The organism is Amycolatopsis sp. cmx-4-83, assembly GCF_046548815.1.
Lineage (GTDB): Bacteria > Actinomycetota > Actinomycetes > Mycobacteriales > Pseudonocardiaceae > Amycolatopsis > Amycolatopsis pretoriensis_A.
Window position 1 is genome coordinate 375338 of sequence record NZ_JAEBEF010000013.1, and the last position, 26408, is coordinate 401745.

The window sequence follows — 26408 nt, forward strand, 5'->3', positions numbered from 1 at the left end:
GTGGATCGAGCCGAGCACGTTGTCCGCGAAGGTGCCGTCGCGATCGTCGGCCTGGCCTGCCGGCTGCCCGCGGCGCCCGCGCCCGGTGCCTTCTGGACCCTGCTGCGCGACGGTGCCGACGGCACCAGCGACGTCCCGCCGAACCGCCGCGCCGACGTCCCGCCCGGAACCCGGCGCGGGGGGTTCCTGTCCGAAGTGGACACCTTCGACGCCGCGTTCTTCGGCATCCCGGCCCGCGAGGCCGCGACCATGGATCCGCAGCAGCGCCTCGCCCTCGAACTCGGCTGGGAGGCCCTCGAAGACGCGCGGATCGTCCCGAAGACCCTCGAAGGTTCCTCGACCGGCGTCTTCGTCGGCGCCGGCGCGGACGACTACGCCACCCTGCTGAAGCAGCGCGGCGCGGACGCGATCGGGCACCACACGCTCACCGGGCAGAGCCGCGCGGTCGTCGCCAACCGCATCTCCTACGCCTTCGGCCTGCGCGGGCCGAGCCTGTCGGTGGACACCGGGCAGTCGTCGTCGCTGGTCGCCGTGCACCTCGCCTGCGAAGCCCTGCGCAGCGGCGAAGCCGAGCTGGCACTCGCCGGCGGCGTGCAGCTGAACCTGGCCCCGGAGAGCACGATCGCCGCCGACCGGTTCGGCGGGCTCTCGCCCGACGGGCGCTGCTACACCTTCGACGCACGCGCCAACGGCTACGTCCGCGGCGAAGGCGGCGGCTTCGTCGTCCTCAAGCCCCTCGCCGCCGCACTGGCCGACGGCGATCGCATCCACTGCGTCATCGAAGGCGGCGCGGTCAACAACGACGGCTTCAGCGAAACCCTCACCACACCCAGCGCCGAGGCCCAGGAAGCGGTCATCCGGGCCGCGTTGCGCCGCGCGGACGTCTCCGCCGACGCCGTCCGGTACGTCGAACTGCACGGCACCGGCACCCGCGTCGGCGATCCGCTCGAAGCCGCCGCGCTCGGTGCCGTCTTCGCGCCCGGCCGCGGCGAAGACCCGCTGTGGGTCGGCTCGGTCAAGACCAACATCGGCCACCTCGAAGGCGCCGCGGGCATCGCGGGCCTCCTCAAGGTCGCGCTTTCGCTGTCCCACGGCGAAGTCCCGCCCAGCCGCAACCACGAGCACCCGAACCCGGCCATCCGGTTCGACGACTGGCGCCTGCGCGTCGCCCTCGAAGCGGTTCCCTGGCCCGAAGCCGCCTACGCCGGCGTTTCCTCGTTCGGCATGGGCGGCACCAACTGCCACCTCGTCCTCTCCGCCGCGCCCCCGGCGCCGGAGCCGCCCCCGCGCACCCCGAACGAAGCCCCCTGGGTGCTGTCGGCCCGCACCCCGGGCGCCCTCCGCGGCCAGGCCGGCGCCCTCGCCGGACGCGACGCCGACCCGCTCGACGTCGCGCATTCCCTGGCCACCACCCGCAGCGCGTTCCCGCACCGGGCCGTCGTGCTCGACCCCGCCGCCCTGCCCGCGCTCGCCGCCGGCGAACCGTCGGCCGACGTCGTCACCGGGACGGCGGGGGAGCACCGCCTCGCGATCCTGTTCCCCGGCCAGGGTTCTCAACGCCCCGGGATGGGCCGCGAGCTGTACGAACGGTTCCCCGTCTTCGCCGAAGCGCTCGACGAGATCTGCGCGCGCTGCGACACCGAACGCCCGCTGCGGGACGTGCTGTTCGCCGAGCCGGGGTCGGCCGACGCCGCCGTGCTCGCCGAGACCGGGCACACCCAGCCCGCGCTCTTCGCCTACGAAGTCGCGCTGTACCAGCTGTTCACCTCCTGGGGCGTCGAGCCGGCGTACGTCGCCGGGCACTCGGTCGGCGAGATCGCCGCCGCCCACGTCGCCGGCGTGCTGTCCCTCGACGACGCCTGCGTGCTGGTCACCGCCCGCGGCCGGCTGATGGGCTCCCTGCCGCCGGGCGGCGCGATGGTGTCGGTCCGCGCCGCCGCCGCCGAGGTCGAGCCGTTGCTGGGCGACGACGTCGTGCTCGCCGCGGTCAACGGGCCCGCCGCTGTCGTGCTCGCCGGGCCCGAGGAGCCGGTGCTGGCGCTGGCCGCCCGGCTCGAGGCCGACGGCCGCAAGGTCAGCCGCCTCGACGTCTCGCACGCCTTCCACTCGCCGCTGATGGACCCGATGCTGGCCGAGTACCGCCGGGTCGTCGAGCAGCTCGACCTGCGCCCGCCGCGGCTGCCGGTGGTCTCGACGGTGACCGGCCGCGAGATCCGCCGCGCGCAGCTGTGCACCCCCGAGCACTGGGTCCGCCAGGTGCGCGACACCGTCCGCTTCGCCGACGCCGTCACCACGTTGTCCCGCCAGGGGATCACGGCGTTCCTCGAGCTGGGACCGGACGGCACGCTCACCTCGCTGGTGCGGGGCTGCGTCGAGGGCGACGCGGTGACCGTGCGGTCGTCCCGCTCCCGCCGCCCGGAGGACTTCGGCGCCGTCGCGGCGCTGGCCGAGCTGCACGTCCACGGCATCGACGTCGACTGGACGAAGCTCACCGACGGCGGCCGCGCGCTCGACCTGCCGACCTACGCCTTCGACCGCGAACGCCACTGGTTCGACGCCCCCCGGCCGGACCCCGTCACGACCCCGGCCGTCGACCGCGACCTGCTGAAGCTCGTCCGCGCCGAAGCCGCCGCCGTGCTCGGCGCCGAAGTCGACCCGGGGACGTCGTTCCGCGAGCTGGGTTTCGACTCGGCGATGAACGTCGACCTGGCGGTCCGCCTCGGCGCCGCCACCGGCCGCACGCTGGCCACGACGGAGCTGTTCGACCACCCCACCGCCCGCGCGCTCGCCGAGCACCTCGCCGGTACCGCGCCGGTGAGCGCACCCGAGCTCGTCTCCTCCGGTGACGCCGATCCCGTCGTCATCGTCGGCCTCGGCTGCCGGTACCCGGGCGGAGCCGGTTCCCCCGAACAACTCTGGCGGCTCGTCGAGTCCGAAGTGGACGCCATCACCGCGATGCCCGCCGACCGCGGCTGGCCCGCGTCGGTGCTCGGCACCGGGCGGCCGGGCGGGTTCCTCGCCGACGTCGCCGGGTTCGACGCCGGCCTGTTCGGCATCTCGCCGCGGGAAGCCCAGGCGATGGAACCCCAGCAGCGGCTGGTGCTCGAAGTCGTCTGGGAGACCTTGGAAAGCGCCGGTATCGCGCCGTCGTCGCTGCGCGGCACCCGGACCGGCGTGTTCGTCGGCGCCACCGCGCAGGACTACGGCCCGCGACTGGCCGAAGGCACCGGCGAAGCCGAGGGGTACGTGCTCACCGGCACCTCGCCGAGCCTGGTCTCCGGCCGGGTCGCCTACGTGCTCGGCACCGGCGGCCCCGCCGTCACCGTGGACACGGCGTGCTCGTCGTCGCTGGTCGCGCTGCACCTGGCCGTCCGCTCGGTGCGCTCGGGGGAGACGTCGCTGGCCATCGCCGGCGGGGTCACCGTGATGGCCGAGCCGGGCATCTTCGTCGAGTTCGCCAAGCAGGGCGGCCTGTCGGAAGACGGCCGCTGCAAGGCTTTCGGCGACGGCGCGGACGGCACCGGCTGGGCCGAGGGCGTCGGCATGGTCGTCGTCGAACGGCTTTCGCGCGCCCGCGAACTCGGCCACGACGTTCTCGCGATCGTGCGCGGCTCCGCGGTCAACTCCGACGGCGCGTCCAACGGCCTCACCGCGCCCAGCGGCCCGGCCCAGCAGCGCGTGATCCGCGAGGCGCTCGGCGACGCGGGCCTCGCGCCCGCCGACGTCGACGTGCTCGAAGCGCACGGCACCGGCACCCGGCTCGGCGACCCCATCGAAGCGCGCGCCGCGCTCGCCGTGTACGGCCAGGACCGGGAAACGCCGCTGCTGCTGGGATCGGTGAAGTCGAACATCGGGCACACCCAGGCCGCGGCCGGGATCGCCGGCGTCATCAAGATGGTCGCCGCGATGCGGCACGGCGTCGTGCCGCGGACGCTGCACGCCGAAACGCCATCGTCCCACGTGGACTGGACGGCGGGCGCGATCGACCTGGTCACCGCGGCCCGCGAGTGGCCCGAGGCCGGCCGTCCGCGTCGCGCGGCCGTGTCGTCGTTCGGCATCAGCGGCACGAACGCGCACCTGATCCTGGAGCAGGCCCCGGCGGAAACCGCCGCCGAACCCGCTCGCGAAGTCACCGCCACCGCCGTTCCGTGGGTGGTCTCGGCGCAGTCCGAAGCGGCGCTGCGGGCGGCCGTGGACCGCATCCGGACGCTCGACGCCGACCCGGTCGACGTCGGCCATTCCCTGCTCACCACCCGTTCTTCGTTCGACCGCCGCGCCGTGCTGCTGGGCGGGGCCGAGATCGCGAGCGGCACCGCGCCCGCGGTCGAACCGGCCGTGGCCGCGGTGTTCGCCGGGCAGGGCACCCAACGGCCCGGCATGGGCCGCGAACTGGCCGCGCGGTTCCCCGTCTTCGCCGCCGCGTACGACGACGTTCGCGCGCACTTCCCGGCCGAGGTGGCGGCGGCGATCGCCACCGGTGACCCGGCGGTGCTCGACCGCACCGGCGTCGCCCAGCCCGCGCTGTTCGCCCTCGAAGTCGCGCTGTTCCGGCTCGCCGAGTCGCTCGGCGTGCGCGCCGACCGGGTCGCCGGGCACTCGATCGGCGAGCTGGCCGCGGCGCACGTCGCCGGCGTGCTGGACCTGCCGGACGCGTGCGCGCTCGTCGTCGCGCGCGGCCGCCTGATGGAGGCGCTGCCCGAAGGCGGCGCGATGATCGCGTTGCAGGCCACCGAAGACGAGGTCCGGCCGCTGCTCACCGGCGGCGTCGCGATCGCCGCCGTCAACGCGCCCGAGTCGCTCGTGGTCTCCGGCGAGGAGGACGCGCTGCTGCGGCTCGCGGCGTCGTTCGAGGAAGCCCGGCGGCTCTCGGTGTCGCACGCGTTCCACTCGCCGCTGATGACGCCGATGCTCGACGACTTCCGGCGCGTGGCCGAAGGGCTGACGTTCCACGAGCCCGCGCTGCCGGTCGTCTCGACGGTCACCGGGCGCCCGGCCGGACCCGGCGAACTGACCGATCCCGGCTACTGGGTCGCCCAGGTCGTCGCGACCGTGCGCTTCGCCGACGCGCTGGAGTCGTTGCGGGACGACGGCATCGGGACGTTCGTCGAGATCGGCCCGGACAGCACCCTGTCCGGACTGGTCGCGCGCACGCTGCCGGACGCGTCCCCGGTGCCGCTGCTGCGCTCGGACCGCCCGGAAGAAACCGCTTTCGCGACCGCGCTCGGCCGCCTGCACGTCCTCGGCGCCGACCTCGACTGGACGGCGTTCTACGCCGGCACCGGCGCCCGCCGCGTCGCCCTGCCCACCTACGCCTTCCAGCACGAACGCTTCTGGGTCACCGCGCGGCCCGCGGCCCGCCCGTTCGAGCGCTCGGACCACCCGCTGCTCGGCGCGGCCGTCGAACTGCCCGGCGAGGACGGCGTCGTGCTCACCGGGCACGTTTCGCCGGACGCGCTGCCGTGGCCCGCCGATCACGTCGTCGAAGGCCGGATCCTGTTCCCCGGCACCGGGTTCGTCGAACTCGCGTTGCGCGCGGGTGCCGAACTCGGGTGCGGCGCGCTCGCCGAGCTGACGCTGACCGCGCCGCTGCCCCTGCCGGCCGACGGCGTGACCGTGCAGGTCCGCGTCGGCGCCGACGACGGCGGCCGCCCGGTCACCGTGCACTCCCGCGCCGCCGGCGGCCCGTGGACCGAGCACGCGACCGGCCGCCTGGTCCCGGCCGTCGCGGCGCCGGTGCTCCCGGCCGCCGAGCGCGGCGAAGCGCTCGACGTCGACGAGCTGTACCCGACGCTGGCCGCGGCCGGGCTCGCCTACGGGCCGGCGTTCCGCGGGGTGCGCGCGGCCTGGCACGAAGGCGACGACCTGTGCGCGGACCTCGTGCTGCCCCAGGAGGCGGGCGATCCGGCGGGCTACCTGCTGCACCCGGCGCTGTTCGACGCCGCCCTGCACCTGGTGCCGTTCCTCGGGCTCGACCCGCGCCCGCGCGCCCGGCTGCCGTTCGTCTTCTCCGGCGTCGGCCTGCACGCGGTCGGCGCGTCCGCCCTGCGGCTGCGGATCCGCCGGCTCGGCCCGGACACCGTGACGCTGTCCGTGACCGATCCCGAAGGCGCGCCGGTCGCCACCGTCGGCTCCCTCGTGCTGCGGCCGCCGGCCGACGCGGCCCCGGCCGCGCCACCGCTGCTGCACGTCGAGTGGACGCCCAAGGACCTCGGCGCCCCGGCCGAGCTGACCTGGGCCGTCGTCGGCGCCGACGAAGACGGCTTCGGTGCGCTGCTGGCCGGGCGGCACGCCGTGCCGTCGTCGGCCGACGTGCTGCTCGTCCCCGTCCCGGAGCCGGTGGGCGTGCCCGTCCCGGCGGGCGTCCGCCTGGCGACGTCGACGGTGCTGAGCCACCTGCGCGGGCACCTCGAGGACGACAAGCGGCTGGTGTTCGTCACCCGCGGCGGCCCGGTCGCCGCGGCGGTCGAGGGGCTCGTCCGCTCGGCGCAGGCCGAACGGCCGGGCCGGTTCTTCCTGCTGTCCGGCGTGCCCACGGCGGCGGAGCTGGTCGCGCTCCCGACGTCCGGCGAGACCGAGGTCCGCGTCCGCGACGGCCGGGTCGAGGTGCCGCGCCTCGCGCCGGTGACCGCCGCCGAGCCCGGCCCGGCCCACTGGGGCGACGGCGCCGTCCTGATCACCGGCGGCACCGGGGGCCTCGGCGGGCACGTCGCCCGGCACCTGGTGACGACCCACGGCGTCACGCGGCTGGTCCTCGCCGGCCGCCGGGGTGCCGACGCCCCCGGTGCCCGCGAGCTGGCCGGGGAGCTGACCGCGCTCGGCGCTTCGGTCGAGCTGGCCGCCTGCGACGTCTCCGACCGCGACGCCGTCGCCGCCCTGCTCGCCGCGCACGACGTCACCGGCGTGGTGCACGCGGCCGGGGTGCTGGACGACGGCGTGCTCGACGCCTTGACCCCCGCCCGGCTCGCCCGCGTCCTCGCCCCGAAGGTCGACGCGGCCTGGCACCTGCACGAGCTGGCACCGGAGCTGTCCGCGTTCGTCGTGTTCACGTCGGTGTTCGGCGTGCTCGGCAACGGCGGCCAAGGCGCCTACACCGCGGCGAACGCGGCCCTCGACGACCTCGTCCGCACCCGTGCCGCGGCCGGGCTGCCCGCCCGTGCGATCGCGTGGGGTCCGTGGGCGCGCGAAAGCGGGATGACGGGCACGCTGTCCGAAGCGGCCGTGCGGCGGATGGCCCGCGCCGGGCTGCCGGCGCACACCGTAGAGGAAGGCCTGGCCTGGTTCGACGCGGCGCTCGCCGGGGCCGAACCCGCGGTCGTCGCGGCGCACGTCGACCGCGCCGCCGTGCGCGCGCTCGACGTCGTGCCGCCGGTGTTCCACCGCCTGGCCCCGCCGCGCCCGCGCCGTGCGGCCGCGGCGGCGACCGACTTCGGCGCGCTGGTCGTGGCGACGGTGGCGAACGTCCTCGGGCACGCGTCCGCGGCGTCGGTGGACTCGTCGCTGACCTTCCGCGAGCTGGGCCTGGACTCCCTGACGTCGGTGGAACTGCGCAACCGCCTCGCCGAAGCGACCGGGCGCCGGCTGCCCGCGACGCTCGTGTTCGACCACCCGACCCCGGACGCCGTCACCGCGTTCCTCGAAGACGGCCCTTCGCTGCGCCCGACGCGGGCCGCCGCGCCGCGCGGCGACGACCCGATCGTCGTCGTCGGCATGGCCTGCCGCTACCCGGGCGGGGTGGCGTCGCCGGAGGACTTCTGGGAGCTGCTGACCGAGGGCCGCGACGGCATCACCCCGTTCCCGGCCGACCGCGGCTGGCACGTGCCGGACGCCGGCTTCACCCGCGCGGGCGGCTTCCTGCACGAGGCCACCGGGTTCGACGCGGACTTCTTCGGCATCTCACCGCGCGACGCGCTCAGCGCCGACCCGCAGCAGCGGCTGCTGCTGGAAGTCTCGTGGGAGGCGTTCGAGCGGGCGGGCATCGACCCGACGTCGCTGAAGGGCTCGGACACCGGCGTGTTCGCCGGGGTCATGTACCACGACTACGCGGCCATCGCGCGGGATCCGGAGACGCGCGGCTTCGACGTCAACGGCACCGCGGGCAGCGTCGCGTCCGGCCGGGTCGCCTACGCGCTCGGCCTGGAAGGCCCCGCGGTCACGATCGACACGGCGTGTTCGTCGTCGCTGGTCGCCGTGCACTGGGCGGCACAGGCGCTGAACTCGGGGGAGTGCTCGCTGGCGCTGGCCGGCGGGGTCACGGTGATGTCGACCCCCGCGACGTTCCTCGATTTCGCGCGCCAAGGCGGTCTCGCGGGCGATGGCCGTTGCAAGTCCTTTTCGGACGATGCCGACGGCACCGGGTGGTCCGAGGGCGTCGGCCTGCTCGTGCTGGAACGGCAGTCCGACGCGGTCCGCAACGGACATCGCATTTTGGCGGTGCTGCGCGGTTCCGCGGTCAACCAGGACGGGGCTTCGAACGGCCTGACGGCGCCGAACGGCCCGTCGCAGCAACGGGTGATCCGCGCCGCGCTCGCCACCGCCGGTCTGTCCACTTCGGACGTCGACGTGGTCGAGGCGCACGGTACCGGGACGACGCTGGGCGATCCGATCGAGGCGCAGGCGCTGCTGGCGACGTACGGGCAGGACCGTGAGACGCCGTTGCTGCTGGGGTCGGTGAAGTCGAACATCGGGCACACCCAGGCCGCCGCCGGGGTCGCCGGGATCATCAAGGTGATCCTCGCCATGCGCCACGGCGTCGTGCCGAAGTCGTTGTGGGCGGGTACGCCGTCGTCCCACGTGGACTGGTCGGCCGGGTCCGTCGAGCTGCTCGCCGACGCGCGCGAGTGGCCGGCGCTCGACCGGCCGCGGCGGGCCGGTGTCTCGTCGTTCGGGATCAGCGGGACCAATGCCCACGTCGTCCTCGAGGCCCCGGTCGTCGTCGCTGAGCCGGCCGCCGGGCGTCCGGTGGTGCCGTGGGTGTTCTCGGCGCGGTCCGAGGAGGCGCTGACCGAGCAGATCACGCGCGTCACCTCAGGCGATTTCTCCGCGCTCGACACCGGATTCACCCTGGCGACCGCCCGGGCCCGGTTCGCGCACCGCGCCGCGCTGGTGGCCGGTGCCGACGGCGTGCGCGAGGTCGCTCGCGGGGTCGCGGCGCCGGGACCGCGGGCGTTCCTGTTCACCGGACAGGGCGCCCAGCGGATCGGCATGGGCCGCGAACTGGCCGCGGAGTACCCGGTGTTCGCGGACGCCTTCGACGAAGTGCTGGCGGCGTTCGATCCCGCGGTGCGTTCGGTGGTGTGGGGTACCGACGCCGAAGCGCTGGCCGAAACGGGCGTCGCGCAACCGGCGTTGTTCGCGATCGAAGTGGCACTGGCCCGGCTGCTGGCGTCATGGGGCGTCCGCCCGGACTTCGTCGCCGGGCACTCGGTGGGGGAGATCGCGGCCGCGCACGTGGCCGGCGTGCTGTCCCTCGCCGACGCGTGCACCCTGGTTTCCGCGCGCGGAAACCTGATGCAGGCCCTGCCGCGCGGCGGGGCGATGGTGGCGATCGAAGCGTCCGAAGTGGACGTCCGCGCGGCGCTGGTCGACGGCGTCGATCTGGCGGCGGTGAACGGCCCGCGGTCCGTGGTGGTCTCCGGCACCGAGGCCGCGGTCCTCGAAGTGGCGTCCCGCTTCGGCAAGTCCAAGCGGCTGGCGGTCTCGCACGCGTTCCACTCGCACCTGATGGACCCGATGCTGGCCGACTTCCGCGCGGTCGTGGAGCAGCTTTCCTTCGCGCCGCCGGAGATCCCGCTGATCGCGGCCGGCGACGTCACGTCCCCGGAGTACTGGGTCGGCCACGTGCGCTCGACGGTCCGGTTCGCCGACGCGCTCGGCTCGCTGGGTGCAGCGGGCGTGACGACGTACGTCGAGATCGGCCCGGACGCGGTGCTGTCCGGCCTGGTCGACGACCCGGCCGCGGTGGTGACGCCGGTCCTGCGCCGCGACCGTTCCGAGCCGGTCGCGCTCCTCGAGGCCCTGGGTCGCCTGCACGTGTCGGGGTCCACTGTGGACTGGACCGCGTGGTTCGCCGGTTCCGGCGCGCGGCTGGTCGAACTGCCGACGTACCCGTTCCGGCACCAGCGTTTCTGGCCGTCCGCCCCGGGCCACCCGCTGCTGGGAACTTCGTTGGACCTGACCGACGGCGGCACGGTCCTGACCGGCCTCCTGACGACGGCGACCCAGCCGTGGCTGGCCGACCACACGGTCCACGGCACCCCGGTCCTGCCCGGCACGGCGTTCGTGGAGCTGGCGTTGGCGGCGGCTCCGGACCTGGGCGTCGAGGAGCTGACGATCGAGTCGCCCCTCGCCTTGACCGCGGACCACCGGCTGCAGGTCCGGGTGAGCGCCGCGGACGGCGAAGGTGCCCGCGAGTTCACGGTGTCGTCGCGCCCGGAAAGCACGGACGAGCCGTGGATCCGGCACGCGACCGGCCGCCTGGTCCCGGAGACCGCGCTCGTCGACGGCGCCGCGACGGACGTCTGGCCCCCCGCCGATGCCGAACCCCTCGACCTCACCGGCCTCACCGGCCGCCTCGCCGCGGACGGCCTCGGCTACGGTCCCGCTTTCCCCAACCCCACCACCGCCTGGCGCCGCGACCACGAGATCTTCGCCGAAGTCGCCCTCGCCGAGCCGCAACGCGCCGACGCCACCGCGTACGGCCTCCACCCCGCCCTCTTCGACGCGACCCTCCGGCTCGTCTCCCTCCTCGACCCCGGCCTCGCCGGCAGCGTCCCGTTCTCCTGGCACGGCATCACCCTCCACGCCACCGGCGCCGCGGCCCTCCGCGTCCGGCTGACCCCGGCCGACGGCGGCCTCCGCGTCACCGCCACCGACCCCGCCGGCACCCCCGTCGTCGACGTCGACCGCCTCGTCCTGCGCCGTCCCGGCACCACCAAAGCCCCGCAGCCGCTCCTGCGCCTCGACTGGATCCCCGTCACACCCCAGCCGGCCCGGGCCGACATCCTCACCGTCACCGGCGACCTCACCGACGTCCCGCGATCCCTGCGCGAAGTCACCACCCGCGTCCTGACCCAGCTTCAGGAGGCCGTCACCCACGACCGCACCCTGCTCGTCGTCATCCCCGCCGCCGACCCGGTCGCGGCCGCCGCCGGTGGTCTCGTGCGCGCCGCCCAAGCCGAGCACCCGGGCCGGTTCGTGCTCGTCGAAACCGACGGCTCCCTCGACCCGGCCGAAGCCGGCGACGAGCCCGTCCTGAAGATCGAGGGCGGCCGTCTCCACGCCGCCCGCCTCGCCCGCGTCACCGCACCGCCCGCCGAACCCGCCGAGCGCGACGGCACCGTCCTCATCACCGGCGGCACCGGCGGGCTGGGCAGCGCCGTCGCCCGCCACCTGGCCGCCCGCGGCCGTGACCTGCTGCTCGTCAGCCGCTCCGGCGTCGCCGACCCCGCCCTCCTCGCCGAGCTCGGCGACCGCGTCGAGGTGGCCGCCTGCGACGTCGGCGACCGCGACGCCCTCGCGCGGCTCCTCGACGGCCGCGAGATCACCACCGTCGTCCACGCCGCCGGCGTCCTCGACGACGGCACCCTCGCCGCCCTCACCCCGGAGCGCTTCGAGAACGTCCTGCGCGCCAAGGCCGACGCCGCCTGGCACCTCCACGAACTGACCGCGCCCGGCACCGAACTGGTCTTCTTCTCCTCGGTCGTCGGCACGTACGGCGGTGCCGGGCAAGCGAACTACGCCGCCGCAAACGCTTTCCTCGACGCGCTCGCCCGCCACCGCCCGCACACCGTGTCCCTCGGCTGGGGGCCGTGGGAATCCGGCAGCGGCATGACGTCGACCCTGTCCGAAGTGGACCTGCGACGGCTCGCCGAAGCCGGGATGCCGCCGCTTGCCGTGGAAGCCGGGCTCGCTCTGTTCGACGCCGCCCGCGGCGCCGGCGAGCCCGCGCTCCTCCCGCTCCCGCTCGACCTCGCCGCGATCCGGCGGCAGCCGGAGATCCCGCACGTCCTGCGCGGCCTGGTCCGGCCGGGTCGCCGTCGCGCCGCCGCCGGGTCCGCGCAGGCCGGCGACCTGACCCGCACCCTCGCGCCGCTGCCCCCGGCCGAGCGCGCCGAAGCCCTCGCCGGGCTGGTCGCCACGCACGTCGCGCTCGCCCTCGGCCACGCCCACGCCGCCGCGATCGACCCCGCCCGCGCCTTCTCCGACCTCGGCTTCGACTCGCTCAGCGGCGTCGACCTGCGCAACCGCCTCGCCGCCGCCACCGGGCTGCGCCTGCCGAGCACGCTGGTGTTCGACCACCCGACCGTCACCGCGCTCGCCACGCACCTGCTCGCCGAGCTCTTCGACGCCGACGCCCCGGCCGCCGAGGTCCGCCGTCCGGCCGCGGCCACCGGCGACCCGGTCGTCATCGTCGGCATGGCCTGCCGCTACCCGGGCGGGGTCCGCACGCCGGAGGGGCTCTGGGACCTGGTCCGCGAAGGCCGCGACGCCGTCTCGGAGTTCCCCGCCGACCGCGGCTGGGACCTCGACGCACTCTACGACCCGGACCCCGCGCACCCCGGCACGTCCTACACGCGCCACGGCGGGTTCCTGCACGACGCGGCGGAGTTCGACGCCGAGTTCTTCGGCATGAGCCCCCGCGAAGCCCTCGCCACCGACGCCCAGCAGCGGCTGCTGCTCGAGACGTCGTGGGAGGCCGTCGAGCGCGCGGGCATCGACCCGGCGAGCCTGCGCGGCACCGCGACCGGCGTCTTCGCCGGCGTGATGTACCACGACTACAGCAGTCTGCTCAGCGGCAGCGAGGACGCCGAGGGCTACCTGACCAGCGGTAGCGCGGGCAGCGTCGCGTCCGGCCGGGTGTCCTACGTGCTCGGTCTCGAAGGTCCGGCGGTCACCGTGGACACGGCGTGTTCGTCGTCGCTGGTGTCGCTGCACCTCGCCGCGCAGGCCCTGCGCTCGGGGGAGTGCGACCTCGCGCTCGCCGGCGGTGTGACGGTGATGGCGACGCCGTCGACGTTCATCGAGTTCTCCCGCCAGCGCGGCCTGTCGGCGGACGGCCGCTGCCGCTCCTTCGGTGACGGCGCGGACGGCACCGGCTGGGCGGAAGGAGCCGGAATGCTCTTGCTGGAACGGCTTTCCGACGCCGAGCGCAACGGGCACCGGGTCCTGGCCGTGGTCCGGGGCAGTGCGCTCAACCAGGACGGCGCGTCGAACGGCCTCACCGCACCGAACGGCCCCTCGCAGCAACGCGTCATCCGCGCCGCGCTGGCCGACGCCGGGCTGTCCACTTCGGACGTCGACGCGGTGGACGGCCACGGCACCGGCACCCCGCTGGGCGACCCGATCGAGGCGCAGGCGCTCATCGCGACCTACGGCCGCGACCGGGAGACCCCGCTGCTGCTGGGTTCGGTGAAGTCCAACATCGGGCACACGCAAGCCGCCGCGGGTGTCGCGAGCGTGATCAAGATGGTCCTCGCGATGCGGCACGGCGTGCTGCCGCGCACCCTGCACGCGGACACCCCGTCGTCACGCATCGACTGGGCGGACGGCGGCGTCACACTGCTCGGCGAACCGGCCGAGTGGCCCGAAAGCGGCCGGCCGCGGCGCGCGGCGGTCTCGTCGTTCGGGATCAGCGGCACCAACGCCCACGTCGTCCTCGAACAACCCCCGGCCGGCCCCGACCGGTCACCGGTGCCCACGCCCGCGGTCGTACCGTGGCCGCTGTCGGCGAAGTCCGAGACGGCGTTGCACGCGCAGGCGGCAGCCCTGGCCGCGTTCGCGGACGCGCCTCTCGACACCGGGCACACCCTGGCCGCCCGGTCGCGGTTCGCGCACCGGGCCGTGGTGCTCGCCACCGACCCGGCGACCACCCGAGAGGCCTTGACGCTCGACCACCCGGCCGCCGTCACGGGCGCCGCCGTGCCCGGGAAGACCGCGTTCGTGTTCAGCGGCCAAGGCGGCCAGCGCACCGGCATGGGCCGCGAACTGGCCCGCCGGTTCCCGGTCTTCGCGGCGGCGTACGACGCCGTGCTCGCGGAGTTCGGCCCCGAGGTCGTGGCCGTCGTGCGTGGCGACGACCAGACCCGGCTGGACCGCACGGAATTCGCGCAACCGGCGTTGTTCGCCCTGCAGGTCGCATTGGTGCGGCTGGCCGAGTCATGGGGCATCGCGCCCGACGTCGTCGCCGGGCATTCGATCGGGGAGATCGCGGCCGCGCACGCCGCCGGGGTGTTCTCGCTGTCCGACGCGTGCCGCCTGGTCGTCGCGCGCGGCGCGCTGATGCAGGCACTGCCCGGCGGCGGCGCGATGGTCGCGGTGGTGGCGAGCGAGGAGGAGGTCCGGCCGCTGCTCGGCCCGGACGTCGCGATCGCCGCCGTCAACGGGCCCCGATCGATCGTCCTTTCCGGAACGACCTCGGCGGTCGGCGTGGTGGCCTCCCGGTTCGAGAAGACGCGTCGGCTTGCGGTGTCGCACGCGTTCCACTCGCCGTTGATGGAGCCGATGCTCGCGGAGTTCGCCGAAGTCCTTCGTGGATTGACTTTTTCTTCTCCGCGAATTCCCTTCGTCTCCACTGTGGATTCCACGGTGGAACCGACCACTGTGGACTACTGGGTGCGGCACGCGCGGGAGGCGGTCCGGTTCGCCGACGCCGTCACGACGTTGACCGGATCCGGCGCGACGAGGTTCGTCGAGGCGGGGCCGGACGGCGTGCTGTCCGCGCTGGTGCCCGAGGGTCTCGCGGTGCCGCTGATGCGGCGCGACCGCGGCGAGGAAGCCGCGTTCACCGAGGCCGCGGCCCGGCTGTTCGTGGCCGGGGTCGACGTCGACTGGCGATCCGCGACGGCGCCCGGCCGGCCGGTGGAGCTGCCCACGTACCCGTTCCAGCGCGAGCGGTTCTGGCCCGCGCCGCGACCGGTCCGCGCACCGGGGACGAGGGCGCACCCGCTGCTCGACGACGTCGTCGCACTGGCCGGCTCGGACGAACTCGTCCTGACGGGCCGGCTGTCGGTGGCCGCACAGCCGTGGCTGGCGGAGCACGTGGTGGCGGGCACGACGCTCCTGCCGGGCACGGCCCTGGCCGAACTGGCGATCCGCGCGGGCGACGAGTGCGGCTGCCCGCGGCTCGACGAGCTGACGATGGCCGTCCCGCTGGTGGTGCCCGCGCGGGTGCAGGTGCGCGTCGGAGAGCCGGGGGAGGGCGGTGCCCGTGTGGTAGCCATCCACTCGCGACAGTCCGAAGAGGACTCCTGGACCGAGCACGCGACCGGCACCCTGAGCCCGGCGTCACCTTCTCCCGCTCCCGGCCCCGAGGAGTGGCCGCCCGCGGACGCGGAGCCGGTCGCCCTGGAGGACTTCTACCCGGACTTCGCGGCGGACGGCTTCGAGTACGGCCCCCGGTTCCGCGGCCTGCGCGCGGCTTGGCGCCGTGGTGGCGAGGTGTTCGCCGAGGTGGAGCTGGACGCCGAGCACCACGAGGAGGCGGCGGAGTTCGGCGTGCACCCGGCCCTGCTGGACGCGGCCCTGCACGCCCTCACTTTGCGCCCCGGCACACCCACCCGGGTGCTCCCGTTCTCGTGGCGCGGCGTGTCCCTGCACGCGTCGGGCGCGGTGGCGCTGAGGGTCCACGTACGCGGCGACGCCCTGTCACTGACGGCCCCCGACGGCACCCCAGTGGCCACAATCGACGCCCTCGACCTGCGAGAACACCGCACGGCGGCGGCGCAGCGCTCGGACGCGTTGTTCACGCTGGACTGGACCCCCGTACCGTCCCCCGCACAGACGCCCTCGGCGCTCCTCTGGGGCGACAACCCGTTCGGGCTGGCGCTGCCCACCACCGCGGACCTCACCGGAGCGCCGCTGGTGGTGACGTGCCTCGCCGGTGAGGCGGACGTCCCGGCTTCAGCGCACGACCTGACTTGCCGGGCGCTGGAGCTGGCCCAGCGCTGGGTCGCGGAGTCGGAGACGGGCAAGCTGGTCTTCCTGACCCGCGGCGCAACGGACGGAACAGACATCCCAGCGGCCGCGGCATGGGGCCTGATCCGCGCGGCACAGTCTGAGCACCCGGGCCGCTTCGGCCTGGTGGACTTGCCAAGCCAGCCGGCCCCGGCCCCGCAGCTGACAGCCTCGACCGCGGTCGAGCCGCAGCCGGGCGACGTGGGTGCGGCCGAGTCGCTGCCGGTTTCTGCGGGTGAGCTGCTGCCGGGTGACGTGGGTGCGGCCGAGTCGCTGCCGGTTTCCGCGGGTGAGCTGCTGCCGGGTGACGTGGGTGCGGCCGAGTCCCTGCCGGTTTCCGCGGGCGAGCTGCTGCCGGGCGCCTTCTCCGAGGCCGACCCACTGCCGGTCTCCGCTGGCGATCCGCAGCCGGGTGACCTCGCCGAGGCCAAGCGCCAGCCGGCCGAGCCGCAGCTGGCCAAGCCACCGTCGGGAGACCTTGGCGCGGGCGACCTCGCTTCGGCCGACCCGCAGCCGATGGACCTTGCCGCGGGCCACCTCCCTTCGACCGAGCCGCCGCTCGTCTCCGGCGATCTCCTCCTCGCCGCCCTCGCGAGCGAAGAACCCCAGCTCGCCCTCCGCGGCAAATCCCTCCTCGCCGCCCGCCTGACCCCGGCACTTTCACGTGAAAGTGCCGCCTCCTGGGACCCCGACGGCACCGTCCTCATCACCGGCGGCACCGGCGGACTCGGTGCCGTCATCGCCCGGCACCTGGTCACCGAGCGGGGGACGCGCCGTCTGCTCCTCGTCAGCCGCCGCGGACCCGACAGCCCCGACGCCGCCGAACTGGCGGCCGAACTCACCGAAGCCGGCGCCGAAGTCACCATCGCCGCCTGTGACGTCGCCGACCGGAACGCGCTCCGAAAACTCCTCCACGGCCGAGACGTCACCGCGGTCGTCCACGCCGCCGGGGTTCTCGACGACGCCCTCCTCGCCGACCTCACCCCCGAGCGCCTGGCCGCCGTCCACCGGCCCAAGGCCGAAGCCGCCTGGTACCTGCACGAACTCGTCGGCGAAACCACCACCCTCGTCCTCTTCTCCTCCGTCTCCGGCACCCTCGGCCTCCCCGGCCAGGGCAACTACGCCGCCGCCAACGCGTTCCTCGACGCCCTCGCCCGCCACCGCCCGCACACCGTGAGCCTCGCCTGGGGCCCATGGGTCCCCACCTCCGGCATGACCGCCGACCTCGGCGACAGCGGCGTGAACCGGCTCGCCCGCGCCGGCTACCCGCCGCTCACGATCGAGCAGGGCACCGCGCTCTTCGACGCCGCGCTCGCCGACGGCGCGCCCGTGGTGCTGCCCGTCCGCCTGGACAAGGCCGTCCTGCGCCGAAGGGAAGAGCTCCCGTACCCCTTGCTCGGTCTCGTGCGCGTCACCGCGCGCCGAGTGGCGGAACGGCGGCTGCGTGGCCGGGCCGAGGCCGCGGTCGTCGTCGCGAACGAGGTCGCGCGCGTCCTCGGCCACCACGGTACCGAGCGGATCACCCCCGCCAAGTCGTTCTCCGAACTCGGGTTCGACTCGCTCACCGCCGTCGAGCTGCGCAACCGGCTCACCGCCGCCACCGGGCTGCGGCTGCCCGCGACGCTCGTCTTCGACTACCCGACCGTCGGCGCGCTCGCCGACCACCTCGCCGGCGACGCACCGGCCGAAGCGGCACCCACCGCGAGGGCCGTCGACGGCGACCCGATCGTCATCGTCGGCATGGCCTGCCGCTACCCGGGCGGGGTCGAATCGCCCGAGGACCTGTGGCGGCTGGTCCGCGCCGGCGGCGACGCCGTCACCGGCTTCCCGGCCGACCGCGGCTGGGACCTCGACGCCCTCTACGACCCCGACCCGGCCCACCCCGGCACGTCCTACACCCGCCACGGCGGTTTCCTGCACGACGCCGCCGGCTTCGACGCCGGGTTCTTCGGCATGAGCCCGCGCGAAGCCGTCGCGACCGACGTCCAGCAGCGCTTGCTGCTCGAAACCTCCTGGGCCGCGGTGGAAAGCGCGGGCGTCGACCCGTCATCGTTGCGCGGCTCCGCCACCGGTGTGTTCGCCGGAGTCATGTACGGCGACTACAGCCGCCTGCTCGACGGCGGCGAAGACGCCGAGGGCTACAAGACCAGCGGCAGCGCGGGCAGCGTCGCCTCCGGCCGGGTCGCCTACACCCTCGGCCTCGAAGGCCCGGCAGTCACCGTGGACACGGCGTGCTCGTCGTCGCTGGTCGCCTTGCACTGGGCCGCGCAGGCCCTGCGCTCCGGGGACTGCGACCTCGCCCTCGCCGGCGGCGTCACGGTGATGTCGACGCCGACCGCGTTCGTCGAGTTCTCCCGCCAGCGCGGCCTCGCGACCGACGGCCGCTGCAAGCCGTTCTCGGACAGCGCGGACGGCGTCGGCTGGTCCGAGGGCGTCGGCATCCTCGTCCTGGAACGGCTTTCCGACGCCGAGCGCCACGGCCACGAGATCCTCGCCGTGGTCAAGGGTTCCGCGGTGAACCAGGACGGCGCGTCCAACGGCCTCACCGCCCCCAACGGACCGTCGCAGCAGCGGGTCATCCGCGCCGCGCTCGCCGGCGCCGGTCTGTCCACTTCGGACGTCGACGTCGTCGAGGCGCACGGCACCGGCACCACCCTCGGCGACCCGATCGAAGCCCAAGCTCTCCTTGCGACCTACGGCCAGGACCGCGAAACGCCGTTGCTGCTGGGGTCGGTGAAGTCGAACCTCGGGCACACGCAAGCCGCGTCCGGGGTCGCCGGGATCATCAAGGTGGTCCAGGCGATGCGCCACGGCGTCGTGCCGCGGACCCTGCACGTCACCGAACCGTCCGGGCACGTCGACTGGACCGCGGGCGCCGTCGAGCTGGCCACCGCGGAAACGGCCTGGCCCGACGCCGGACGTCCCCGCCGGGCCGGCGTGTCGTCGTTCGGGATCAGCGGCACGAACGCCCACGTCATCCTGGAACAGCCCGCGCCGCGCCCGGCACCCGAGCGCTCACCGGCGCCCGAGGTGCCGTGGCTGGTCAGTGCCAAAACGCCGGAAGCACTGAGTGCGCAGGCAAAGCGGCTCGGCGTCCACATCGGACACCACGACCCGCGCGACGCCGCGTGGACCCTCGCCCGCGGCCGCGCCCGCTTCGACGAGCGGGCCGTCGTCTTCGGCGAGGACGCACTGACCGCGCTCGCCGAGGGTATCGACCACCCGGACGTCGTCACCGGCGCGCCCGCGCCCGGCAAGACCGCGTTCCTGTTCTCCGGTCAGGGTTCCCAACGCCTCGGCATGGGCCGCGAGCTGGCCGCCGACCCCGACTTCGCGGCCGCGCTCGACACCGTGCTCGCCGAACTCGACCCGGCGGTCCGCGACGTCATGTGGGGTGAAGACGCGGCCGCGCTGGAGCGGACCGAGTACGCCCAGGCGGCGTTGTTCGCCGTCGAAGTCGCGCTGTTCCACACCTTGACCGCGCGGGGCGTCCGCCCGGACTACGTCGCCGGGCACTCGATCGGCGAGCTCGCGGCCGCGCACGTCGCCGGGGTGTTCTCCCTGGCCGACGCGGCCCGGCTGGTCACCGCCCGCGGCCGGCTGATGCAGGCCCTGCCGCCCGGCGGGGCGATGGTCGCCGTGCGAGCCGCCGAGGACGACGTCCGGCCGCTGCTCACCGGCGGGGTCGGCCTCGCCGCCGTCAACGGCCCGCGCTCGGTCGTGCTCTCCGGCCCCGAGGATGCCGTCACGGCGATCGCGGCGCACTTCGGGGACACCAAACAGCTTTCCGTCTCGCACGCCTTCCACTCGTCCATGATGGACCCGATGCTCGCCGAGTTCGGCGAAGCCGCGGCCGGGGTGACCTACCGCGAACCCGCGATTCCCGTGGTGGCGAACGGAAGCGTCACCGATCCGGCGTACTGGGTGCGGCAGGTCCGCGACACGGTCCGCTTCGCCGACGCCTTGGGTGCGCTGCGGGCGTGGCACGTCGACAAGTTCGTCGAAGTCGGCCCGGACGCCGTCCTCGCCGGGCTCGCCGCGGACGACGACGCCGTGGTCGTGCCCTTGCTGCGCCGCGACCGCGACGAACCCCGCACCTTCCGCACCGCGCTCGCCCGCCTCTTCGCGGCCGGCCTGCCGGTCGAGTGGCCCGGCCTCGCCGACGGCCGCGCGGTTCCGTTGCCGGGCTACGCGTTCCAGCACGAACGCTTCTGGCCCGCGCCCCGCCACGGCGCCGGCGACCCCGCGGGACTCGGGCTCGGCGCGACCGGCCACCCGCTGCTCGGCGGCGCGGTCGACCTCGCCGACGGCACCGGCCGCCTGCTCACCGGCCGGCTATCCCTGGCCGCGCAGCCGTGGCTGGCCGACCACACCGTGCGGGGCTCGACCGTCCTGCCCGGCGCGGCCTTCACCGAGCTGGCCCTGACGATGGGCGCCGTGCGCGAGCTGGCCGTCCTCGAACCGCTCGTCATCCCGCCGGACGCGGCCGTGCACCTGCAGGTCCGCGTGGCCGAACCGGGCGCCGACGAGCTGCGCGACTTCGGCGTGTACTCCCGCCCCGAAGGCGGCGACGGTGCCTGGACCCGGCACGCGACCGGTGTCCTCGAACCGGAAACCTCGGCGGTGCGACGGGACGCCACCCTTCCCGGTGACGCCGAGCCCCTGGACCTCACCGACGCCTACGACCGCCTCGCTGCGCTCGGCCTCGGCTACGGGCCCGCGTTCCAGTGCCTGCGCCGCGCCTGGCGTCACGGCGACGACGTCTTCGCCGAACTGAGCCTCGGCGACGAGCCGGCCGCGGCGTTCGGGCTGCACCCGGCCCTGCTCGACGCCGCCCTGCACGCGGTCGCGCTCACCGCCGGGCATGACCGGCCGCACGTCCCGTTCAGCTGGCGCGGGGTCCGCCGGTACACCACGGGCAAGCCGGTCCTGCGCGTCCGCATCACCCCGGCCGGCGAGAACGCTGTTGCGCTGTCCTTTGTGGACATGGATGGCAATCCGGTCGCCGAGGTCGACGCGGTGACGTTCCGGCCCGCGACGGCAACCCGCACCCGGGACGCGCTGTTCCGGCTCGACTGGGTCCCGGCCACCCCGGCCCGCGGCGAGCGGCCGGAGCGGGTCGTCGTCACGGCCGAGGGTCCCGCGCGGGCTCTGGACCTGGTCCGCGACTGGCTCGCCGAGCCCCGCGACGCCGAACTCGTCTTCCACACCACCGGCGCCACCGACGGCACCGACCTCGACGCCGCCGCGGTGTGGGGCCTGGTCCGCGCTGCGCAGTCCGAGCACCCGGGCCGGTTCGCCCTCGTCGACAGCGCCGATCCGGCCGACGTCGCCCTGGTCTCGGGGGAGCCGCAGGCCCGCGTGCGGGACGGCGTCGTCGAAGTCCCGCGGCTCGCGAAGGCGCCCGCGGAACCGGCGCCGCTCGGCTGGGACCCCGACGGCACCGTCCTGATCACCGGCGGCACCGGCGGCCTGGGCCGCCTCCTGGCGAAGCACCTGGTCACCGAGCACGGCATGCGCCACCTCCTGCTGCTGAGCCGCAGCGGACAGGCCGACGTCGCCGAGCTGACCGAGGCCGGGGCCGAGGTGACCGTCGCCGCCTGCGACGTCACCGATCGCGCCGCCCTCGCCGCGGTCCTCGACGGCCACCGCCTGACCGCCGTCGTGCACGCGGCCGGCGTCCTCGACGACGGCACGGTCGAAACGATGACCGGCGAGCGGTTCGAGCGCGTGTGGCGCCCGAAGGCCGAAGCCGCGTGGCTGCTGCACGAGCTGACCGCGGACCTCGACGGGTTCGTGCTGTTCTCCTCGGTCGCGGGCACGATCGGCGGCGCGGGACAGGCGAACTACGCCGCCGCCAACGCCTACCTCGACGCCCTCGCCGAGCACCGTGTCGCTCGCGGGCTGCCCGCGGTGTCGCTCGCCTGGGGCCCGTGGGCCGGGGTCGGCGGCATGACGGCCGAGCTGAGCGGCGCCGAAGTCGCGCGGATGGCCCGGGCCGGCATCACGGCCCTGACCGCCGAAGACGGCCTCGCCCTGTTCGACGCGGCCGTCGGTGCCGGGACGCCGGCGCTGGTGCCGGTCCGGCTCGCCGCGACCGCGTCCGGCGAGATCGCGGCTCCGCTGCGCGGGCTGGTCCGCGCGACCACCCGCCGGGCCGCCACCGGCGGGCTCGCCGAGCGGTTGCGCGGACTGCCGGAAGCCGAGCGTCACGAAGTCGTCGCCGACGTCGTCACCGCGCAGGTCGCGGCCGTGCTCGGGCACGCCGACCACGCGGCCGTCGAGCCGTCCCGCGCGTTCTCCGCGCTGGGCTTCGACTCGCTCACCGGCGTCGAACTGCGCAACCGGCTCGCCACCGCGACCGGCCTGCGGCTGCCCACGACGCTCGTGTTCGACCACCCGAACAGCGCGGCGCTCACCGCGTTCCTGCTGGCCGAGCTGACCGGCGCCGACGCACCGGCCGCCGGGACCCGCCCGGTCCGCGCCCGCGACGACGACCCGATCGTCGTGGTCGGCATGGGCTGCCGCTACCCGGGCGGTGCCGCGTCGCCGGACGAGTTCTGGGAGCTGGTCGCGGCCGGGCGCGACGCCGTCGGCCCGTTCCCCGCCGACCGCGGCTGGGACCTGTCCGCGCTCTACGACCCCGACCCCGACCACCCGGGCACGACCTACGCGCGGGCGGGCGGGTTCCTGGCCGGCGCCGCGGACTTCGACGCCGCGTTCTTCGGCATGAGCCCGCGGGAGGCCGTCGCGACCGACGCCCAGCAGCGGCTGCTGCTCGAGACGTCGTGGGAGGCGCTGGAACACGCGGGCATCGACCCGGCGACCCTGCGCGGGTCCGCGACCGGCGTGTTCGCCGGCGTGATGTACAGCGACTACGGCGGCCTGCTCGCCGGCAGCGACTACGAAGGCCAGCAAGGGAACGGCAGCGCGCCGAGCGTCGCATCCGGGCGCGTCGCCTACACGCTCGGCCTGGAAGGCCCGGCGGTCACCGTGGACACGGCGTGCTCGTCGTCGCTGGTGGCGCTGCACTGGGCGAGCCAGGCGCTGCGGTCGGGGGAGTGCACCCTGGCGCTGGCCGGCGGGGTCACCGTGATGGCGACCCCGGCGACGTTCGTCGAATTCGCCCGTCAGCGCGGGCTTTCGCCGGACGGGCGCTGCAAGGCGTTCTCCGACGACGCCGACGGCACCGGCTGGGCCGAAGGCGTCGGCCTGCTGGTCCTGGAACGGCAGTCCGACGCGCTCCGCAACGGCCACCGGATCCTCGCCGTGGTCAAGGGTTCCGCGGTGAACCAGGACGGCGCGTCCAACGGCCTCACCGCCCCGAACGGCCCGTCGCAGCAGCGGGTCATCCGGGCCGCGCTCGCGGGCGCCGGTCTGTCCACTTCGGACGTCGACGTCGTCGAGGCGCACGGCACCGGGACCGCGCTGGGTGACCCGATCGAGGCCCAGGCGCTCCTGGCGACCTACGGCCAGGACCGGGAAACCCCGCTGCTGCTGGGCTCGGTGAAGTCGAACATCGGCCACACCCAGGCCGCGGCCGGCGTCGCGGGCATCATCAAGATGATCCAGGCGATGCGGCACGGCGTCGTCCCGGCGAGCCTGCACGCGGGCACTCCGTCGTCCCATGTGGACTGGGCGGCGGGCGCGGTCGAGGTCGTCACCGAGAGCCGGGCCTGGCCGTCGGCGGCCCGGCCGCGGCGAGCCGGGATCTCGTCGTTCGGGATCAGCGGCACGAACGCGCACGTGATCATCGAACAGGCGCCCGAGGTGGCCGCCCCGGCCGAAGAGCTCGAGGGGCCGGCGATCTGGCCGCTGTCCGCGCGCTCGGCCGCGGCGCTGCGCGCCCAAGCGATCCGCCTGACGTCCACAGTGGACGACCTGCCCGCCGGTGCGGTCGGCCGGGCACTGAGCCTGCGCTCACGGTTCGCGCACCGCGCGGTCGTCGTCTCCGAACGGCCCGCCGAAGCGCTGGCCGCCTTCGCCGCCGGCGAACCGTCGCCGGACGTCGTCGACGGCGTGGCCACCGCCGGACCGACCGCGTTCCTGTTCTCCGGGCAGGGCGCGCAGCGGCCGGGCATGGGCCGCGAGCTGGCCGCGCGCTTCCCGGTCTTCGCCGCCGCCTACGACGACGTCCTCGACCGGCTCGACCCGGCCGTCCGGTCCGCGCTGGCCGACGAACGCGTGCACCGCACCGAATACACGCAACCGGCGCTGTTCGCCTTCGAGGTCGCCGCGGCGCGGCTGCTCGAGTCGCGGGGCGTGCGCCCGGACTTCGTCACCGGGCATTCGGTGGGGGAGATCGCGGCCGCGCACGTCGCCGGCGTGCTGACCCTCGACGACGCCTGCGCGCTGGTGTCCGCCCGCGCCCGGCTGATGGGCGCGCTCCCCGAAGGCGGCGTGATGATCGCCGTCCAGGCGGCCGAAGCCGACATCCGCCCGCTGCTGGGCGAGGGCGCCGACCTCGCGGCGGTCAACGGGCCGGCGTCGCTGGTGCTGTCCGGCCACGAAGACGCGGTGACCGCCGTCGCGGCCCGGTTCGGCAAGCAGCGCCGGCTGCGCGTCTCGCACGCGTTCCACTCGCTGCTGATGGACCCGATGCTGGCGGAGTTCGGCGAAGTCGTCGCCGGGCTCAGCTTCGCCGAGCCGAAGCTCCCGCTGATCACTTCGGGCGACGTGACCGATCCGGCGTACTGGGTCCGGCACGTGCGCGAAACCGTCCGCTTCGCCGACGCCCTCGAGCGGCTGGCCGGGGTGACCCGGTTCGTCGAGGTCGGGCCGGACGCCGTGCTGGCCGGCCTGGTCGATGTCCCCGACGCGGTCGTCGTCCCGGTCGCCCGCCGCGACCGCGCCGAAGACCGGACGTTCCTGACCGCGCTGGCCCGGCTGCACGTCTCCGGGCTCGACGTCGGCTGGGCCACCGAGGGGCCGCGGGCCGACCTGCCCGCGTACCCGTTCGAGCACCGGCGGTTCTGGCCGCCGGCCCGCCCGGCCGGTGACCGGCGCGGGGGCGGGCACCCGGTGCTCGGCGCGGCCGTCGAGGTCGCCGGGACCGGCACGCTCGTCAGCACCGGCCGCCTGTCGGCGTCCGCGCAGCCGTGGCTGGCCGACCACACCGTCTTCGGCGCGACCCTCGTGCCCGGCACGGCGTTCCTCGAACTGGCCCGCCACGCCGGCACCCAGGCGGGCTGCCCGCGCGTCGACGACCTGACGCTGCTGGCGCCGCTGGTCCTCACCGGCGGGGTCACCGTGCAGGTCGCGGCCGGCGCGCCCGGCGCGAACGGCCACCGCCCGGTGGAGATCCACTCGTGCGGCGACGACGGCACCTGGACCCGGCACGCGACCGGCGTCGTCACCCCGGATCCGGCGCCTGCGTTCGAGGTGGGAGAGTGGCCGCCCGCGGACGCGGTACCGGTCACCGTGGACGGTGCCTACGACGCGCTGGCCGACCGCGGGTTCACCTACGGCCCCGCGTTCCAGGGCCTGAAGGCGCTGTGGCGGCGCGGCGACGAGCTGTTCGCCGAAGTCCGCGTCGACGAGGCCGAGGGCTTCGGCCTGCACCCGGCGCTGCTCGACGCCGTCCTGCACGCCCAGCTGGTGGCCGACCCCGGCGCGCCGCCCGCGCTGCCGTTCACCTGGCGCGGCGTGTCCGTCCACCGCCCCGGCGCCGCCGACCTGCGCGTCCGGCTCGCCCCGGCGGGCCCGGACACGATCAGCCTCGCCATCGCCGACGCGTCCGGCGCACCGGTGGCGTCGGTCGACGGGCTCACCGTGCGCGAAGCCGGGCAGCCGCAGGCCGCGCACCTCTACCGGCTGAACTGGGCTCCGGTCGCGCCCGCACCCGCCGAAGTCGTCACGGTTTCCGGGTACGCGCTGGACGGACTGGCCGTGGTGCCCGAGTTCGTCGAGGTGACCGTCCCGTCGGGTGCGGACGTCCGCACCGCCACGGCCGACGTGCTGGCGCTCGTGCAGACGTGGCTGGCCGAACCGCGCTTCACCGCGGCGAAGCTGGTCGTGCGGACCGCCGGCGCGCTCGACGGCGAAGACTTCGCCGCGGCCGCCGTCTGGGGCCTGGTGCGGTCCGCGCAGCAGGAGAACCCGGGCCGGTTCGTGCTCGTCGACTCCGACGGATCCGCGCCGGCGCGGGACTTCCTCGGCGACGGCGAACCGGAACTGTCCATCAAGGACGGTGCCGTCTCGGCCGCGCGCGTCGGCCGGGCCACCCCGGGCGAGCCCGGCACCGAGTGGGACCGCGACCGGGCGGTGCTCGTCACCGGCGGCACCAGCGGTCTCGGTGCGCTGGTCGCCCGCCGCCTCGCCGCCGGCGGGCACCGGCACCTGGTCCTGGTCAGCCGGTCCGGCCGCGCCGAACCCGGCCTCCTCGACGACCTCGCCGAGCTCGGTGCCGAAGCCGACGTGCGGGCCTGCGACGTCGGGGACCGCTCGGCGGTCGCGGC

Annotated in this window: 1 protein-coding gene (cut by a window edge); it reads left to right on the forward strand. The window is 75.4% G+C overall.

The genetic code is table 11. The annotated features are described in order from the left end of the window. On the forward strand, nt 1-26408 hold the 5' portion of the coding sequence (locus ACLJQM_RS37490; protein ID WP_410635056.1) for an SDR family NAD(P)-dependent oxidoreductase. It continues 1069 nt past the right edge of the window; only the first 26408 of its 27477 coding nucleotides appear in the window; its start codon is at nt 1-3; the stop codon falls past the right edge of the window.